The organism is Serratia sp. NPDC087055, assembly GCF_044900985.1.
Taxonomy (GTDB): domain Bacteria; phylum Pseudomonadota; class Gammaproteobacteria; order Enterobacterales; family Enterobacteriaceae; genus Serratia.
In genome coordinates this window covers 2,018,393-2,035,865 of sequence record NZ_JBJDOG010000001.1, presented here as the reverse complement: position 1 = coordinate 2,035,865, position 17,473 = coordinate 2,018,393, and the positions used below count along the sequence as shown (strand labels likewise).

Below are 17,473 nucleotides of genomic sequence, written 5' to 3'. Positions count from 1 at the left end.
TCCCCAAATTACAGCAAGTAAAATTGTTAGTGTGATAAGTAATTAGCAAACTCGGTGGTCTGTGGCTGCGTGAAGTGACTGGCATCGCCTTGTTCCACCACGTGGCCGTTTTCCATGTAAACCACGCGGCTGGCGGTTTTACGCGCCACTTCGACTTCATGGGTAACGATCACCTGGGTGATACCGGTGCCGGCCAATTCACGAATGATGCTGACGATCTGGGCGGTAATTTCAGGATCCAGCGCGGCAGTCGGTTCATCAAACAGCAGCACCTGTGGTTCCATCATCAGCGCACGGGCGATCGCTACACGCTGCTGTTGGCCACCGGAAAGGTGCAGTGGGAAACGATCGGCAAAGTCGGTCAGGCGCAAGCGTTTCAGCAGTTTTTCGGCACGTTCCATCGCCTGAGCTTTGGTCAGACCCAGCACGCGGCACGGCGCTTCGATCAAGTTTTGCACTACGGTTAGGTGAGGCCAGAGATTATATTGCTGGAAAACCATACCGACGTTCTGACGTAGCTCGCGAATGGCTTTTTCACCAGGAGCCTGTTTGAAGTCGAATTGATTACCGGCGATCTGCAATTGGCCTGAGCGTGGCATTTCCAACAGGTTCAACACCCGTAATAACGAGCTTTTCCCTGCGCCGCTTGGACCAAGCAGCACTAAGGTTTCCCCTGCTGGGCAATCCAGCGTGATGTCAAACAGCGCCTGATGTGCGCCGTAATAGCAGTTGATACCGTTAAGTTGAATGCTCATGCGCCAGAATTGAATAGATATTGATGCCGCAAATGTTAACTTCCACAGAATACTTATGCAATCTTTGTGCGTTAAAATTTATTACTGCGCGGCAGGATAGTGAAAGAATAGCACAAGATACCGCGTGTCAGGTTCGAAGGGGGGATTTGTCGTGCATGCTGTGAGGTAGGTAGCGAAATTTCTCAAACTGAGCAAATATTGAGCGCAATCAAGGCATTTTTCTGACGACCGGCCCGGAGAGGGCCGGTAAGCGAGTGAGGTTACTGGTTTTCCAGCACTTGGCGCAGCGTACCGCTGGTGGCATGCGGTGGCACATTCAGATAGCGGATGTCATCCACGACCCAACAAGTGCCTTCACGCACCATCAACACTTCATCCTGCCAGTTGATCGTATTGCTGCCCTCTTTTTGGCGGCTGAGCTGAACGCGTAGCGGGATATTCTTGGCATCCGTATTTGGAATGGTCGAGGCGCTGGCGACGGTTGCACTGGTCGGCCCCTGAGCATTGCCGGTAAACAGATCGCCTGTGATCTGATATTTACCCGGGTTCTGGTTGGCGCTTACCAGGTCCTGATACAGCACCTTACTCAGGTAAGGCTGCAACTGCGCCAGACGGTTGCTGTCCGGCAATGTGTTGCTGGTGCCCTGTTGCAGGCGCAGATCGTAAAATTTCTGTGCGACCGTATCCGGGCCGCCTTCCACACAACCGCCAGTACGGGTACCGATATCCTTGAATGCCGGTTCGACGGTGGTACAGGCACTCAGTAACAGCGCTAAGGGAAAAACAGCCGCAATCGTTTTTGTTTTCATCTCATTACCTTATGTGAAAGTCTCTACCATGAAGACCATTAGCCTACAGTATAAATGCGATTTCAGGCCTTGCATTCGTACTGCGTGCCATTTCATAACAGAACATAATTCCAAATTGATGGTCAGATAAATGCGATGAATCAATCAAGCTAGGAGTTTTGATGCAGCTTTCCACTACCCCGACCCTGGAAGGGTTTACCATTACCGAATATTGCGGTGTTGTCACCGGCGAGGCCATTTTGGGGGCCAATATTTTCCGCGATTTCTTCGCTGGCGTGCGTGACATCGTAGGCGGGCGTTCCGGTGCCTATGAGAAAGAGCTGCGCAAAGCGCGGTTGATTGCCTTCAAGGAGCTGGAAGAACAAGCGCAAGAGTTGGGCGCAAATGCGGTTGTCGGTATCGATATTGATTACGAGACTGTGGGTAAAGACAGCAGCATGCTGATGGTCACCGTCAGCGGCACAGCAGTGAAAATCAGTCGTTAATCCTTTTCTCTGACGCCCCGGCCTTCGCCGGGGCGTCCTCGTATTATCCGGCTTTACGTTCTTCAATTTTGACTGGACGGTGTTCCTGCGGTTTGGCTTCCGCGGCAGGGCGATGTTGCACCTGTTGAACTTGCTGTGGGTGGAACGGCTGCGGCGCGTTATGCGGCGTCGGGATATTTGGCCGTTGTTGAACCTGCTGTGGGCGGAAAACGTTGGCCTCAGGTGCCGTATGGACGACCGGTTTAGCCGCCGGTATATGGACGGCCTGCTGTACGGCCGGCGGTGCCACTGTACGCTGTTCCGGCTGGCGCATTGGCCGACTATCAGTCTGATGAACGGGAACGGGCGCTGCTTGTACTCTTGGCGGTTGTTTCACTGCTGCAGGCGCCGTATGGTTGAAATTCGGCATGGTCATCGGTTGCTGACCCTGTGCTGAACGTACCGTTACATGCGGTGCAGTGACAGTCCCTGTATGAGTAAAGTTCGGGGCTGCCATGGGCTGACGACCGGCTGCTGCCACCGGTGCCTGTGGGGCAAAGTGAGGTTGTTGCACAGGAGCAACGTTAATTGCCGGATGAGCCGTTGGTGCGGCAAAACGCGGCGCCGGATTCACCGGTGTATTGTTGAAGTTGTTTACAGTGCTGCTGCGGTTCACATTATTGTATTGGTTAATATTGGTTACACGGTTAATCACCGTAGTGGAATGCGAAATATAGGGAGCATTGTTGTAGACCACCGGTTGCCGCCGATTATTCCAGTGAACATCCCAGCTATGCCAGCCGTCATGATGATTCTGATTAATCAATGCCCCGACCACGATACCTACGCCAAAACTGATCACACCGGTTGCCAGCATATCGCCGCTGCTATAGCTGGAGGCGTTTTGATAACTGTAATTGGGGTAGGCGGGGATGGGCTGGCCATAGGCTACCCAAGGGTCGTATCGCGGCACATAAACCACATCCGGCTGGCTGGGTTCAATAACAATGGTCTGGGCAGGGGCAGCCACTATGCTTTGTGCATAAGGTTGTTGCTCAACATACTGCGTAGTCGGTGCCACAATCACTCTTTGCTGGGGGGATGTTTTGAGCGTACCTTTAGCCGACGCACGTTGACGGAGCACCTGAATGGCATTCATCACATCAGTGGGATCGTTGAGATAAGCACTGCCCAACGCAGTAGTCCAGGGGATATTTTTCGCCATCTGGTCTAACACATCAGGAAATTGAACCAAACTACGTACGCTAGGATCCCAAGGCTGGCTGTCTGCGGCCGTCGTGAGTGCAGCCGGTAGCAGGCCGCGGTTTTGCCCCAGCCAGTTATCGGCTGCGCTGATTTGATCAGGATAACCCGCACCGGCGAGGACCTGAGCCAGCAGCTTGTCAGGGAAAAGTGCCACCGGACTCACTAATTGATACAGTTGGTCGGCACTCAAGGGCGTATAGGCCGGCGCGGGGGCCGGGGAGGCTGCGGTTGGAGAACCGCCCCCCATGGTATTGGCTATTGTTTTTTGATCGCATCCACTGAGCGGCAGCATGGCGATACACATCAGCCATGTTAAATAGCTTGGCTTGAACATGAGCGACTCACTTTTATCAGCGCAGGTAATAGTATGAGCTTAACAGCTGCACTGCACTCTGTTAGCCAGGTGTAACACTCGCTTGCACATCTGGCTGCTCTGTCATCATTACGTGATTATTGGATACAGGTTAATCAATCTGAGTTACAAATTCGGGCATCGAAAACGCAGGAGGGAGTCTTGAAAATTTGGCCTGGGATATGCGTTGCGGTCCTGCTCGCAGGTTGCCAAAGTGAACAGCAGCGTACGACTGTTGATCGCGGCGATTACCAGCTTGAAACTCGGCATCAGGCGCAGGGCGCGGACCAACGTATTCGTTTTTTGGTGATGCATTACACTGCGGAGGATTTCCATTCCTCGTTAAAAACCCTGACGGACGAACACGTCAGTGCGCATTATCTGTTGCCCGCGCATCCGCCGTTGGTGGAGGGCAAGCCGGTTGCTTTCCAACTGGTGCCGGAAGCTCTGCGTGCCTGGCATGCGGGGGCCAGCAGTTGGCGTGGCAGAACCAACCTGAATGACACCTCGATCGGCATCGAAATAGTCAATCGCGGGTTCAACCGCACGCTGCTGTTTACTCATTGGCAGCCCTATACGCCGCAGCAAATTGCGCTGTTAGTCTCACTGAGCCGCGATATTATACAGCGTTACGGTATTCAACCGATGGACGTGGTAGGGCACAGCGATATCGCGCCGCAGCGCAAGCAGGATCCTGGTCCGTTATTCCCCTGGCAACAACTTGCACAGGCGGGGATTGGCGCCTGGCCGGATCCGGCGAAGGTGCAGGCGTTGTTGGCGGGGCGTGATAAACATGCCGCTGTGCCGTTGGCGCCGTTAATGGAAAAGCTGGCGCGCTACGGTTATGGCATTGATGCGAAGTGGGACGTCAGGCAGCAAAAAAATGTGTTGGCAGCGTTTCAAATGCATTTCCGGCCCAGCGATTATCGCGGTGAGCCGGATGTCGAGAGTGAGGCCATCATCGACGCGCTGCTGTTGAAGTACGGCGCAGCGCGTTAATTACAGACCGTGCAGTTTGCCGTGCTCTTTTAGCCAGCGGGCGGTGCGGTAAATGCCTTCATCCAACGAAACAACGGGGTGATAGTCTAGCTCTTGCTGGGCGCGTGTGATGTCCAGCGTCAGATCGAAATTCAGTTTGGCGACGCCATAATGGGTTAGCACTGGCTCTTTTTCGCTTTTGCTGCCGAGTTTTTCCATTCCGCGGGCCATCATATCGAGCATCGGATAGGGCACAGAACGGATCCGGCATTTCATGCCCAGTTCGTCGATCAACTGTTGCACTACGCTACGTAGCTGGCGTGGTTGTTCGTTGGTGATGTTATAAGCGCGCCCGGAGGGGGTATTCTCTTTCTGGGTTGCCAGCCACATGGCATGGACCGCATTCTCCAGGTAAGTCATGTCCACCAGCGCCGCGCCGCCGCGCGGCAACAGCAAATTGCCATAGCGTTTGATCATCTGCAGCAGACGCGGCAGCATCACTTTATCGTGTGGCCCAAATAACCCCTGAGGGCGCAGGATAGTAAAGTGCGTTTGCGGGTTGGACAACGCCAACTGCTGGATCACGTGCTCACCGGCAGCCTTGCTGCGAGCGAACTCGTTAGCATAACGTACGGGGCGGAAGTCTTCAGTGATGTTGCGGTGGTGGTGGTAATCGAAGTAAACCGCCGGCGAGGAGATATGGATAAACTGCGACACCCCGTAGGCCGCCGCCCATTCGCCTAAGCGACGGGTCGCACGCACATTGGCCAGTTCAAAGGCTTCTTCAGTGCCCCAAGGGGACGTAAAGCTTGAGCAGTGCCACAGAACGTCCACGTCGGCCAGCATAGCTTTGGCCTGCGATGAGATCAGGTTGGTGAGATCGGCATGAATGAATTCTGCGCCCATTTTTTCCAGCAAACTGCCCATGGCCTGGTTGCGGCCGGTGGCGCGCACTTTTATGCCCTGACGACGGAGATATTCAACGGCGTTACGGCCTAATCCACTGGTTGCACCGGTGACCAATACCTTCATAACGAACTCTATTCTCACCAAAAATCAGAATGCTGACGGCCTTCAGCGGCGCTACAGCAAATAAGATGCCATTCTTCCGTTATTTCGTGCTCTATGCAATCGGAAAGGGCCTAACCGCAGCAGCAAACTGTGCGGTTGATCGACAATTAAGCATTAACGCTTATCCTCTTCGGCCAGTCTGGCAATTCGGCGCGCCATGCCGCGAAAAATAAACAGATGAGCAGGCATCATGGCGAACCAATACAGCAATCCACTGAACCCTGCCGGGTGCCACCAGGCGCGCACATCCAGAGTACGATGGTCACCGTGGTCTTTGATCGTGAAGGCCAGGCGGCCCAACCCTGGGGCTTTCATGCCGAACAATAACGCCAGTAATCGCTGTGGCTTGATGGTGATGACTTTCCAGCCGTCGACCAGATCGCCAACGGCCAGCGTGTCACGCTCCGGTCGGCCATAAACCACGCGGTTGCCGATCATATCGTCCATGCGGGCGCGGATCTGCCAAAGGATGTTGGCATAGAAATAGCCTTCTTTACCGCCCAGCTGTTGCACCGTATGCCACAGTGCCTGGCTAGATGCCGAGGTTTTCAGCGAATAACCCGCTTGCTTCGGGTAGAAACCATAGCCCGGTCGCCAACGTGCTCGCGCTTCGGGATCGTAGCCCCAATCGGCGGAATCAACCACCTCTTCCTCTCGCTTCAGCGTCGCGGTCACAGCCTGATCAAAGGTTTGCAGCGTTTGCGGTATCAGCGCCTGCAAGGGTTTACCGTCGGCGGGCAGATCGTGGTTCAATCCCTGAATGAGTGCGCGGGCAATAGAGGTCGGCACCGAGGTAATCATGCTGATGAACCACACCGAGATAAAGCGCGTCGGCAGCGGGATAGGGATCAGCCAGCGTTTTTTGCCGCTGATGGTGATGAAGCGCTCAAACAGGGTTTGATAGCTGATGTACTCCGGGCCGGCGACGTCAAAAATACGGTTTTCTTCTGCCGGATGCTCCAGCAGATCGGCCAGATATACCAGCAGGTTTTCTAACGCGACCGGCGACGATTTGGACCGCACCCAGCGCGGTGGCGTCAGTATTGGCAGGTTGTAGACCATGTCACGCATGATTTCGAAGGCGGCGGAGCCGGGGCCGACGATGATACTGGCGCGCAGTTCGGTAATAGGGATGCCACTTTGGCGCAAGATCTCGCCGGTCAGCTTGCGCGCGACCAAGTGCGGTGAGCTGTCACCGTCCGGTTGCAGCGCGCCAAGAAAAATAACCTGTTTAACGCTGGAGCTGCGCAACGCATCACGCAGGTTTTCCGCTGCCTGACGCTCTTTTTCAATAAAGTCATCGCCGTCACCCATACCGTGGATCAGGTAATAAACGGCATCGATGTCCCACAGTGCGGCGGCCAGCGTTTCTGGCTGGTAGACGTCGACATACTGGCAGTTAACCTGCGGCCAGTTTTGTTCTTGCAGCCATTCGATACGGCGCGCGGCGGCGGTAATGTTATGCCCCTGTTCAATCAGGTGGGGAATCAGGTTTTGGCCGATGTAGCCGCTGGCTCCAAGAACCAGAATGCGTTGAGGTGTCATTAGCGCCGCCTTATGCGGTGAAGTTCATTGTCACAGGATGCCAAATCCACCGTTTAAATGCACTTTTTGTGTGGTTATGAGGGCGTTGCATCCGTCGTCGAGCGGCGTCACACTACGCACCGTTTGTCTGAGCTAAGCCGGAATGATGAAACTTAATGCCGTTTGTTATGCCCTGTTGGGACTGGCGCTGATCGCCAGTGTGTTTTTCCTGCATCCTGTCTGGATGTGGTGGTTGTTGGTTAACCTGCTGACGTTAGTGGTATACGGTGCGGATAAGCTTGCTGCGCGCAAAGGGTGGCAACGGGTGCCGGAAAGCACGCTGCTGGTATTCGGTTTGGTGGGGGGCTGGATTGGGGCAATCGTGGCCCAGCAGTGGTTTCGCCACAAAACCCAGAAGCAGCCTTTCAAGAGCGGGTTTATCGTCAGTGTGATTCTGAATGTGGTAGCGACCCTGGCGATTTGGTATTGGGTTTATGGCCGCTGGATATTATGAAGACGGGGCGTTGTCGCCCCGTCCAGGTAAAGGCTTAGGCATGCTGTTTGAGGAATTGTTGCCACAAGTCGACTACGCGCTGCAAATCCTGACGGTTGACGTCGAGGTGCGTCAGAATACGCGTTAGCGGCCCGCTGCTGATCAATACGCCATGCTCGCGCATCCAGGGGCCCAGCTTGGCGGCCAGCTCTGGCGATTGACGTAGGTACAGCACGTTGGTTTGTGCCCCCGGCTCTGCTATCTCCACGCCAATCTCTTGCAGCTGTTGTTCCAGCCATTTGGCGTTGTCATGATCTTCACGCAGCCGTTCAACATTGTGCTCCAGTGCATATAACCCGGCCGCGGCCAAAATACCGGCCTGGCGCAGGCCACCGCCGGTCATTTTACGCCAGCGCAAGGCGTGTTGGATAAACGCCTTGCTGCCGCACAGCAGCGAACCCACCGGAGCACCCAGCCCTTTCGACAGGCAAATGGTAAAGGTATCGCAGTACTGCACAATGTCTTTCAATGACACATTCAGTGCGACGGCGGCGTTAAAGATACGTGCGCCGTCAATGTGCAATGCCAGTTGATGTTCACGGCTGAACTGCCAGGCTTGTTGCAGGTATGCTAGCGGTAATACACGGCCGCTGATGGTGTTTTCCAGGCTCAGCAAACGCGTTTTGGCGAAATGAATGTCATCGGGTTTGATCGCTGCGGCGACCTTATCGAGCGGCAAAGTACCGTCTGGGTTTGCTTCGATAGGCTGTGGCTGGATGCTACCGAGGACTGCCGCGCCGCCGGCTTCATATTTATAGTTATGCGCCTGCTGGCCGACAATGTACTCGTCACCGCGCTGGCAATGGCTGAGTAGCGCCACCAGATTGGCCTGAGTGCCGCTTGGCAAGAATAGCGCCGCTTCTTTACCGGACAGGCGGACCGCTTCCGCCTCAAGTGCGTTAACCGTGGGGTCATCGCCGTAAACGTCATCACCAACTTCGGCACGGGCCATGGCCTCGCGCATGGCGGCACTTGGACGGGTCACGGTGTCACTGCGTAAATCAATAAGCATAGTTAACCTTGGGGATGGCTGATGGGAAAGGAAATATGACCTCCATCATAGCGGGATTCTTTTATGACAAAAGAGAAAAATACCGGGAACAGCAACCGCTGAACCCGGGAGGTATTCTTAACGTAACCAGTTGGTTTTTGCCAGCTCGACCACTTCGTCACCGCGGCCGTTGATAATGGCGCGCAGCATGTACAGGCTAAAGCCCTTGGCCTGTTCGAATTTGATCTGCGGCGGCATCGCCAACTCTTGTTTTGCGGTGACAACGTCCAACAACGCCGGGCCGGGATGCGCCAACATTTCCTGCAGTGCGGCGTCCAGTTCCGACGCTTTTTCCACGCGAATGCCTTTCACACCCGCGGCGTTGGCAATCGCTGCGAAATCGGGGTTGTGCAGATCGGTCCCATCGGTCAGATAGCCGCCGGCTTTCATTTCCATCGCCACAAATCCCAGTACGCTGTTGTTGAATATCACAATCTTGACCGGCAGTTTCAACTGGGCCAATGAAAGGAAATCCCCCATCAGCATGGTGAAGCCGCCGTCGCCGCACATGGCGATCACCTGTTTGTTCGGTTCGGTGGCCTGTGCGCCAATCGCCTGTGGCATGGCGTTAGCCATCGAGCCATGGTTGAACGAACCGAGCAGGCGACGTTTGCCGTTCATCTTCACATAGCGTGCAGCCCACACTGTGGGCGTACCAACGTCACAGGTGAAAATGGCATCGTCGCTGGCGTATTGGCTGAGCTGTTGCGCCAGATACTGCGGGTGAATCGGCTGATCGTCGTTGGCCGTCGCCAGCCCGTCGAGATCCTTGCGTGCAGTGCGATAGTGCTCCAGCGCCTTGTCGAGAAATGCGTGGTCACTCTTGGGCTCCAACTGCGGCAGCAGGGCAGTGAGGGTGGTATGAATATCACCCACCAATGCCATATTGACCGGGCAGTGTGCGCCGATACTGCCGGGGTTGATATCGATCTGAATGATATTGGCATTGGTTGGGTAGAAGGCGCGGTACGGGAACTGGGTGCCAAGCAACACCAGCGTATCGGCGTTCATCATCGCGTGGTAGCCGGAGGAAAAACCGATCAAACCGGTCATGCCGACGCTGTAAGGGTTATCCCACTCGATATGTTCTTTGCCACGCAGTGCATGTACAACCGGGGCTTGCAGCAATTCTGCCAGTTTAACCACTTCGTCATGCGAACCGGCGCAGCCGCTGCCGCACATTAACGTAATGTTTTTCGCCTTGTTCAGGGTCTCCGCCAGCTTGTTCAATTCGCTCATTGGCGGTTGTACCAGTGGCAGTGCCGGGGTATGCCACACCATGCTGGCATCTTCGGGGGCCATACGCAGCGCCACGTCGCCCGGGAGTACGATCACTGACACACCGCGATTGAGGATCGCCTTGCGCATGGCGATTTCCAGTACCCGCGGTAGCTGTTCCGGGTTGGAAACGAGTTCACAGTAATGGCTGCATTCGCGGAACAGTTCTTGTGGATGAGTTTCTTGAAAATAACCACTGCCGATTTCGCTGGAGGGAATGTGCGCGGCAATCGCCAATACGGGAACGTGGTTACGGTGGCAATCGAACAGACCATTAATCAGATGCAGGTTACCGGGGCCGCAGGAGCCGGCGCAGACCGCCAATTCACCGGTAAGTTGGGCTTCCGCACCGGCAGCGAAGGCGGCGACCTCTTCGTGGCGCGTGCCCAGCCAGTCGATGGTACCCATGCGATGCAGGCTGTCGCTCAGACCGTTGAGCGAATCGCCGGTAACGCCCCAAATACGTTTCACACCTGCCTGTTCCAGTGTTTTGGCGATCAGTGTGGCTACGGTTTGCTTCATAGTTCCCCCAAATATGATAAAAACACCAAAATTTCAATGTATTGAAATTTCCAAGTGTGACTTATTGGATATTGAGCAGATGAACCTGATAAAAGCGCAGAACGGAGAAAGTGTAGAAGGGGAAGGTAAAGCATGCTTGCCGATAAATGCCCCATCGTGCTCGACGGGGCAGCAAGCGTCATGCCAGGACAACGTCACCTTGTAGTTGGCAACTGCAGGCCAGCACGTAACCCTGGGCGATTTCCTCAGGGGTCAGCGTCATATTACTGCTGGTGGTGTAGTTGCCTTCGAGGATACGGGTTTTGCACGAACCGCACACGCCAGCCCGGCAGGCGGCATTGACCGGTAATGCGTTGGCTTCCATCGCGGCCAGCAGCGTACTGCCGACCGGGACGCGGAATTCGCGCAGTGGTCTGGCGGCGCGCAGCGTTAATCCTTCACCTTGCCCAGTATCGGCTTCTGTCGGCGTATGGAACTGCTCTTTATGGAAACGGGCTGCTGAAACGCCAAGTTGCAGACACAGTTGTTCCACTTGGGTCATATAAGGGGCGGGACCGCAGGTCATCACCGTGCGATCGATGAGGTCAGGCACGGTTTGGCGCAGTACTTCAGCATTAATTCGTCCGCTCAGATAACCGGGTTGAACATCCTGTTCAGCCATCAGCGTTAACCGCAACTGCGGATGCTTGGCGCACAACGCGTGCCATTGTTTGGCGAAAAGGGTGTCGGCCGGAGTACGCACGTTAAAGATCACTGCGATATCACAGGTTGGGCGGTTTGCCACCAGCCAACGGCACATGGAGATGATTGGCGTGACGCCGCAGCCAGCCGCCAACATCAGATAACGATCGGACGGGTGTTGTTCACAACTGAATTCACCCTGGGCATCGGACAGCCACAGCGTATTGCCGGGTTTGACCTCGCGCGTTAACCAGCGGGAACCGATGCCGTCCGGCAGACAGCGCACGCTGATGCTGAGAAAACGGCTCTGACCGGGCGAAGAAGATAACGTATAGGCACGCAGCGTATCTTCACTATTGCGTATGCTGACCAGCGCAAACTGGCCGGGTTGATAAGGGTAAAAAACGTCGCAGATCAGGTTTAACGTCCAGACGTCGGCGGTTTCTTGCTGGATCGAATGTACCTGCATACGGTTGGGGCAAAGCGGGCTGGGTTGGGTCATAGGGCACCTCAAAAGCAAAGGGGCCAGCATGTGTGGCCCCAAAAAGGGTATTAACCAAGCAAGGCGTTCAGATCCTGCTCAACGGTGGTGATCGGGCGCATGCCGAACTTATCGTTGAGGATCGCCATCAGGTTGTCAGTCAAGAAGCCGGGTGCGGTTGGCCCAGTGACAATGTTTTTGACACCCAGTGACAGCAGCGTCAGCAGGATAACGATCGCCTTTTGCTCAAACCACGACAGTACCAGGCTGAGTGGCAACGCGTTGACCGAGCAGCCGAGGGTATCAGCCAGTTTGACTGCCAGCATAATGGCCGAATAGGCATCGTTACATTGACCGACATCCAGCAGACGTGGCAGCCCTTCAAGGGTGCCGAAATCCAGCTTGTTGAAGCGATATTTGCCACAGGCTAACGTCATAATCAGGCAGTCTTGCGGAACGCTGCGCGCAAAGTCGGTGAAGTAGCTGCGTTCGTCGCGGCTACCGTCACAGCCGCCAACCAGAAATACGTGGCGCAATTTCTTTTGTGCGACTAAATCAATCACCGTATCAGCGGCGTTGAGCAGCGTCTGACGGCCAAAACCGACGGTGATCATATGTTCGATTTCGGTATACGGGAAACCATTCATCCCCTGTGCCTGCGCGATCACTTGGGTGAAGTCGTCCCCTTCCAAATGATTAACGCCCGGCCAGCCGACGATGCTACGCGTCCAAATACGATCGCCGTAGTGACCAACGTTGGGATCGATAATACAGTTAGAGGTCATCACTATCGGACCCGGGAATTTGGCGAACTCGATCTGCTGGTTTTGCCAACCGCTGCCGTAATTGCCCACCAGATGTTTGAATTTTTTCAGTTCCGGGTAACCGTGTGCCGGCAGCATTTCGCCGTGGGTATAGACGTTCACGCCCTGGCCTTCGGTTTGTTCCAGCAGCATGCGCAGATCTTTCAGATCGTGGCCGGAGATCAGAATGGCTTTCCCGGCCACCGGACGAACGTTTACCGCGCTAGGCAGAGGATCGCCGTAGGCTTGCGTTTCGCCGTGATCGAGGATCGCCATCACATTGAAATTCATTTTGCCAATGCCCATGGCGTTGTTCAGCAGGGTATCGACGTCGCGCGGCTGGGTGCCGAGCCAGGCCATAAAAGCGTGGTAATCGGCGTAGATCTGCTCGTCGAACTGACCCAGTACGTGAGCGTGTTCCATATAGGCTGCAGCACCTTTCAGGCCATACAGGCACAGCATTCGCAGGCCGTGCACGTCGTCACCGACCTCAGCCTTGTCGGTATTCAAGGCAAACTGAGCGGCTTGTTGCAACAGTGTCGCGATGTCGTCACCGGCCAATTGCAGCGTAGCCAGCGGATGGTCGACACGGACGTCAGCGTCCAGTAACCGGCAACGAGTGGCCAGCGATTCGCGCAGGGCAATGGTTTCCCGTGCGTAACCGATGATGCGCTCTGAATCGAAGTTGACATTGGTCAGGGTAGAGAAGAAGGCGCGTGGGGCAAAACTGTCGATATCGTGATCGACGATACCAAGTGCTCTGGCCTGCAACGCCCAGGCGGATAGGCCTTGTAATGCCGCGACCAACAGGTCTTGCAGATCGGAGGTTTCTGCCGTTTTGCCGCACATACCTTGGGCATAGGAGCAGCCGTTGCCCGCAGGGGTACGGATGGTTTGTTCACATTGCACACAGAACATAATCGCTTCCTTTTTAAAGTTGCATTTTTAATGCTTGTTTAAAAGCATAGATCGGCAACCGGGGCTTAAAAAGGCTTTTGTTATGCAACCACGGACAACTTTGATTTAGCGCAATTTTGCTGTGAGGATGGGAATTATTCCGATTTCCGGGGGCGGTGCCCCCGGAGAGATCTCAAGAGAACAGGGCGATAAGTACCGGTGCCAGCAGGCTCAACAGGAAGCCATGCACGATGGCCGGCGGCACTATCTCCAGTCCGCCGCTGCGTTGCAGCACCGGTAGGGTGAAGTCCATCGAGGTTGCGCCACACAGGCCCAGGGCGGAGGAGCGGCTGCGGCGTACCAGCGTTGGGATCAGCATGATGGCTATCAGCTCGCGAGCCAGATCGTTAAAGAAGGCCGCGCTGCCCAGTACTGGACCGTAAGCGTCAGTGATCAAGATACCGGAGAGCGAATACCAGCCAAAACCGGATGCCATGGCTAACCCCGCTTTGATCGGCAGCCCCAGCAGTTGTGCGGCCAATGCGCCGCCCGCCAGTGCGCTAACCACGACAACGACTGCGACTATCATGCCGCGTCGGTTAAGCACGATTTGGCGTAACGTCATGCCGCTGTTACGCAGTTGGATGCCGACCAGCAGCAGCAAGAAAATCAATGCGTATTCGCTGCCTTTATTGGCGAACTGCAACCACTGCCACTGCGTCAGACCAAGCAGGAAACCGCCGAGCACTACGCCACACAGCTTGAGTGATTCCAGCGCCATGTGCAGACGTGAGGGCAGTTTTTCCTGTTTATGGGTGTTGCGCCACGGCATTTTGCGTTCCAACAACGCCAGCATCAGCAAGCTGATGGCGAGAATGCACAGGAAAAAGACGGCAGCATACTGGAATATCAGCACCAAATTGCTGCTCAGATCCTCCAGGAAGGCCAGGCTGATGCCCATGAAAAACAGGATCACGTACACCATCCAGCTCAGCAGACGGTTGATGGTTTGCAGTAGCGTTCGACTGCGCAACGGAACGAGGTAACCGGCAATCAGCGGTAACAGAATAATCAGCAGTCCTGAATACATGGTGAAGCTTGCGTCCTTTGTTCGGAGGGGGCGCCTGGATGAACGGCGAGGCACCACACGCTAACCAAAACAGCGGCTAGAGTAAAGCGGCAGATTTGACGTTGTCCGCTTGACCTGAAAGGGGTTTTTTGACCATGCTCTGAAGAGGTCACCCCATTAAGGACGGTGGCAGTGCGCACGGGAGGCGACAGATGTTCTTAGAGCGTATCGAGATTGTAGGTTTCCGCGGCATTAACCGGCTGTCATTGATGCTGGACGACAACACGCTGCTGATCGGCGAAAATGCCTGGGGCAAATCCAGTCTGCTGGACGCACTGACGCTGCTGCTGGCACCGGAGCCAAAGTTGTACCGTTTTGAAGCGCATGATTTTCACTTTCCGCCTGGAGAAGAAGATGCCAAAGATCGGCATTTACAGGTGGTATTTACCTTCTGTGAAAAAGACATCGGCCATGCGCATTTGCCCCGTTACCGCCATCTGTCACCGCTATGGGTCAAGGGTGACGATAACCTCAACCGCATTTATTACCGTTGCGAAGGCGAACTGGCCGACGACGACACGGTGTGTACCTGGCGTTGTTTTCTGGATGCCGACGGCAACGCGATGCCGTTACATCATATTGAGCAATTGGCTCATGCCATTATTCGTATCCATCCCGTGTTACGCCTGCGGGATGCGCGGTTTATCCGCCGCCTGCGGCCCAGCACGCTCAATGATGAGCATCCGGCCGACAACCAGGCGCTGGCTCAGCAATTGGATCAACTGACGCGTGAGCTGGTGCGTAACCCACAAAAATTAACGAATGCCGAACTGCGTCAAGGGCTGGCTGCAATGCAACAGCTGTTGGAACACTACTTTGCCGAACAGGGCTCGCAGGTGACGCGACCGCGCAGACAGCGACCAGGGCAAGATCAGGATCAACAGGCATGGCGCTCGCTGGACAGCATCAACCGCATGGTCGCTGAGCCAAACAGCCGCAGTATGCGGCTTATTCTTCTGGGGATGTTTTCTACGTTGCTGCAGGCCAAAGGCAGCATCAAGCTGGATCCGCACGCTCGACCGCTATTGTTGGTTGAGGATCCGGAAACCCGCTTGCATCCGATCATGTTGTCGGTCGCCTGGGGTTTGCTTAACCAACTGCCGCTGCAACGCATCACCACCACCAATTCCAGCGAATTGGTGTCGTTGGTCCCGGTAGAGCACGTTTGCCGGTTGGTGCGTGAATCTGGGAGAGTTGCCACTTACCGCCTTGGGCCGCGCGGGCTGGGCCCGGAGGACGGGCGACGTATTTCTTTCCATATTCGTTTTAACCGGCCCTCATCACTGTTTGCCCGCTGCTGGTTGTTGGTGGAGGGGGAAACGGAAGTGTGGTTGCTGAACGAATTGGCGCGTCAGTGCGGTTACCATTTCGAGGCGGAAGGGGTGCGCGTGATTGAGTTCGCCCAGTGCGGTCTGAAGCCACTGTTGAGGTTTGCCCGACGTATGGGCATTGAGTGGCATGCATTGGTGGACGGTGATGAAGCGGGGCGAAAATACGCCGCCACCGTACGCGGCATGCTGGATAACCATGAAGACAACGAGCGTGATCGGCTCACCGCGTTGCCTGCGCCGGATATGGAACATTTCATGTTCCGCGAGGGCTTCAGTGCAGTTTATTATCGAGTGGCGTCGGTGCCGAGCAATGCCCAAATGCCAATACGCAAGGTGATTCTGAAGGCAGTACATCATTCATCAAAACCGGATTTGGCGATCGAGGTTGCGATGCAAGCCGGTGAGCGCGGCACCGATTCGGTGCCGCCATTGCTCAAGAAAATGTTCTCACGCGTGATTTGGCTGGCGCGCGGCCGGGCCGATTAGACCCCAGCAAAGCGGGATGGGGGGCTGAAGTGTTCCGCCATTCCCTGTTCCAGTTCGTCTAAAAGTTGATAGCGTCGGCGGTATTCGGCGCGCTTTTTGCTGACCACTTCATCGATCGGTTTACGGGCGATGTGTTCCGGCAGCAGGAAATAGCCGCTTTCAAGCATTTTACCGCCCATTGATGTCCAGAATTGATCGTAATCGGCATGGAGCTTATCTTTCTTTTTACTGCGATAGCGCCAGTTTTGGTAGATATGCGTAGCATTGCCAACCGCGACAATTTGCTGAATACCCAGATGGCGTGCCAAAGTACAAAGGCCTTCCAGTACCAGCCGTTTTGGGAACAATCCGTGACACTCTTTGGTGGTCAACTGGATTTCAGCGTGTGGTACCTGATGATTGGCCCCCTGCAACCCACCGATAAAGAGCGTGGGCTGTTGCTGGTAGTGCATCAGTGCAAAGGTGATCTCCGCCAGCATAATGCCGCTGGCATTACGCAGCAGCAGGGTCGTTTCCCCTTCCTTATTCAGATTATCGATGGCAGCCAACTCCAATGAAACGGCTGTACCGCTCTTGCCGGTGGCACTGGCCAGTACAAAAGGCTTGTTCAGATGACCGAGCAGCATTTTCCGTGGCATGCGTTGCAGGCTGAGATCGTAGTGATCGCGCAGGGCGAACAGGCATTCGATTTTGCTCATGTTCGCCGCCAGATACGGTCGATGCAATTTGCACGGTAGATTGGGCTGCGCGTTCAGAATCTCATTGAGCAGCGGGTTTGATGCCAGCGTGCTGAGCAAACCGCTGGTGGTTCGCCAGCAAAATAAAGAACGGGCGATAAACTTCAGGCGGAATGATGTTTTTTTCCACGCTTTGCTCGGCGCCTTGTCGCCATTGGCCAGCGCCGTCATCAATTGCAAGCCATTAAGCGGGCGTGCAGATGCGAGTGGATAGCTGAGCTGAGACATGATGAAATCCTTGGCTGTATTGAATAACGCTATTTCACCAAGCCTTCACTAAACGGGAGTTCAATGCTGAATGTAAC

At 55.1% G+C, this 17,473-nt stretch carries 15 protein-coding genes; 4 read left to right on the top strand and 11 right to left on the bottom strand.

Annotated features, from left to right (window positions below):
• Positions 1-26 precede the first annotated feature (26 nt).
• Together artP and ACI2J2_RS09675 are read right to left on the bottom strand one after the other, a co-directional pair.
• Positions 27-755 (bottom strand): arginine ABC transporter ATP-binding protein ArtP, encoded by a 729-nt coding sequence (gene artP / locus ACI2J2_RS09680; RefSeq protein ID WP_209632525.1) that lies wholly within the window; start codon positions 753-755, stop codon positions 27-29.
• A 260-nt stretch (positions 756-1,015) separates the two neighbouring features.
• On the bottom strand, positions 1,016-1,564 hold the full coding sequence (locus ACI2J2_RS09675; RefSeq protein WP_404759964.1) for a lipoprotein: 549 nt from the start codon (positions 1,562-1,564) through the stop codon (positions 1,016-1,018).
• 161 nt (positions 1,565-1,725) lie between these two features.
• On the opposite strand from ACI2J2_RS09675, the gene ACI2J2_RS09670 reads away from it, so the two are divergent.
• Positions 1,726-2,049, top strand: coding sequence for a heavy metal-binding domain-containing protein (locus ACI2J2_RS09670; RefSeq protein ID WP_209632527.1), 324 nt, complete (start codon positions 1,726-1,728; stop codon positions 2,047-2,049).
• 43 nt (positions 2,050-2,092) lie between these two features.
• Here ACI2J2_RS09670 and ACI2J2_RS09665 read toward each other — a convergent pair whose 3' ends face one another.
• Entirely contained in the window at positions 2,093-3,628 is a 1,536-nt protein-coding gene (locus ACI2J2_RS09665) for a DUF3300 domain-containing protein (protein ID WP_404759963.1), read from the bottom strand.
• A 180-nt stretch (positions 3,629-3,808) separates the two neighbouring features.
• Between ACI2J2_RS09665 and ACI2J2_RS09660 the strand changes: the two genes are divergently transcribed.
• Positions 3,809-4,645 (top strand): N-acetylmuramoyl-L-alanine amidase, encoded by an 837-nt coding sequence (locus ACI2J2_RS09660; RefSeq protein ID WP_404759962.1) that lies wholly within the window; start codon positions 3,809-3,811, stop codon positions 4,643-4,645.
• Here ACI2J2_RS09660 and ACI2J2_RS09655 read toward each other — a convergent pair whose 3' ends face one another.
• Positions 4,646-5,656 (bottom strand): NAD(P)-dependent oxidoreductase, encoded by a 1,011-nt coding sequence (locus ACI2J2_RS09655; protein ID WP_209632530.1) that lies wholly within the window; start codon positions 5,654-5,656, stop codon positions 4,646-4,648.
• A 153-nt stretch (positions 5,657-5,809) separates the two neighbouring features.
• Positions 5,810-7,240 (bottom strand): DUF2867 domain-containing protein, encoded by a 1,431-nt coding sequence (locus tag ACI2J2_RS09650; protein WP_404759961.1) that lies wholly within the window; start codon positions 7,238-7,240, stop codon positions 5,810-5,812.
• A gap of 145 nt (positions 7,241-7,385) precedes the next feature.
• On the opposite strand from ACI2J2_RS09650, the gene ACI2J2_RS09645 reads away from it, so the two are divergent.
• Positions 7,386-7,733, top strand: coding sequence for a DUF1294 domain-containing protein (locus tag ACI2J2_RS09645; RefSeq protein WP_209634149.1), 348 nt, complete (start codon positions 7,386-7,388; stop codon positions 7,731-7,733).
• Positions 7,734-7,767: 34 nt separating this feature from the next.
• Here ACI2J2_RS09645 and ltaE read toward each other — a convergent pair whose 3' ends face one another.
• From ltaE to ACI2J2_RS09620, 5 genes are all read right to left on the bottom strand, one after another.
• Positions 7,768-8,784, bottom strand: coding sequence for a low-specificity L-threonine aldolase (ltaE, locus tag ACI2J2_RS09640; protein ID WP_404759960.1), 1,017 nt, complete (start codon positions 8,782-8,784; stop codon positions 7,768-7,770).
• 117 nt (positions 8,785-8,901) lie between these two features.
• Positions 8,902-10,623, bottom strand: a complete 1,722-nt coding sequence (poxB, locus tag ACI2J2_RS09635; protein WP_404759959.1) for a ubiquinone-dependent pyruvate dehydrogenase — start codon at positions 10,621-10,623, stop codon at positions 8,902-8,904.
• Positions 10,624-10,801: 178 nt separating this feature from the next.
• Entirely contained in the window at positions 10,802-11,806 is a 1,005-nt protein-coding gene (hcr, locus tag ACI2J2_RS09630; RefSeq protein ID WP_404759958.1) for an NADH oxidoreductase, read from the bottom strand.
• A gap of 50 nt (positions 11,807-11,856) precedes the next feature.
• Positions 11,857-13,506, bottom strand: coding sequence for a hydroxylamine reductase (gene hcp, locus ACI2J2_RS09625; RefSeq protein WP_209632535.1), 1,650 nt, complete (start codon positions 13,504-13,506; stop codon positions 11,857-11,859).
• Between the two features lie 172 nt (positions 13,507-13,678).
• A complete protein-coding gene (locus ACI2J2_RS09620) occupies positions 13,679-14,575 on the bottom strand; it encodes a lysine exporter LysO family protein (protein WP_209632536.1) in 897 nt (298 codons plus the stop codon).
• 191 nt (positions 14,576-14,766) lie between these two features.
• Here ACI2J2_RS09620 and ACI2J2_RS09615 point away from each other — a divergent pair, with 191 nt between their 5' ends.
• A complete protein-coding gene (locus ACI2J2_RS09615) occupies positions 14,767-16,431 on the top strand; it encodes an ATP-dependent endonuclease (protein ID WP_209632537.1) in 1,665 nt (554 codons plus the stop codon).
• Here the strand turns inward: ACI2J2_RS09615 and ACI2J2_RS09610 are convergent.
• Positions 16,428-17,396 carry a VirK/YbjX family protein gene (locus ACI2J2_RS09610; protein ID WP_404759957.1) on the bottom strand — a complete coding sequence of 323 codons (969 nt, stop codon included), beginning with the start codon at positions 17,394-17,396 and terminating at the stop codon, positions 16,428-16,430. The two genes, ACI2J2_RS09615 and ACI2J2_RS09610, sit on opposite strands and share 4 nt — an antisense overlap.
• Between the last annotated feature and the right edge of the window lie 77 nt (positions 17,397-17,473).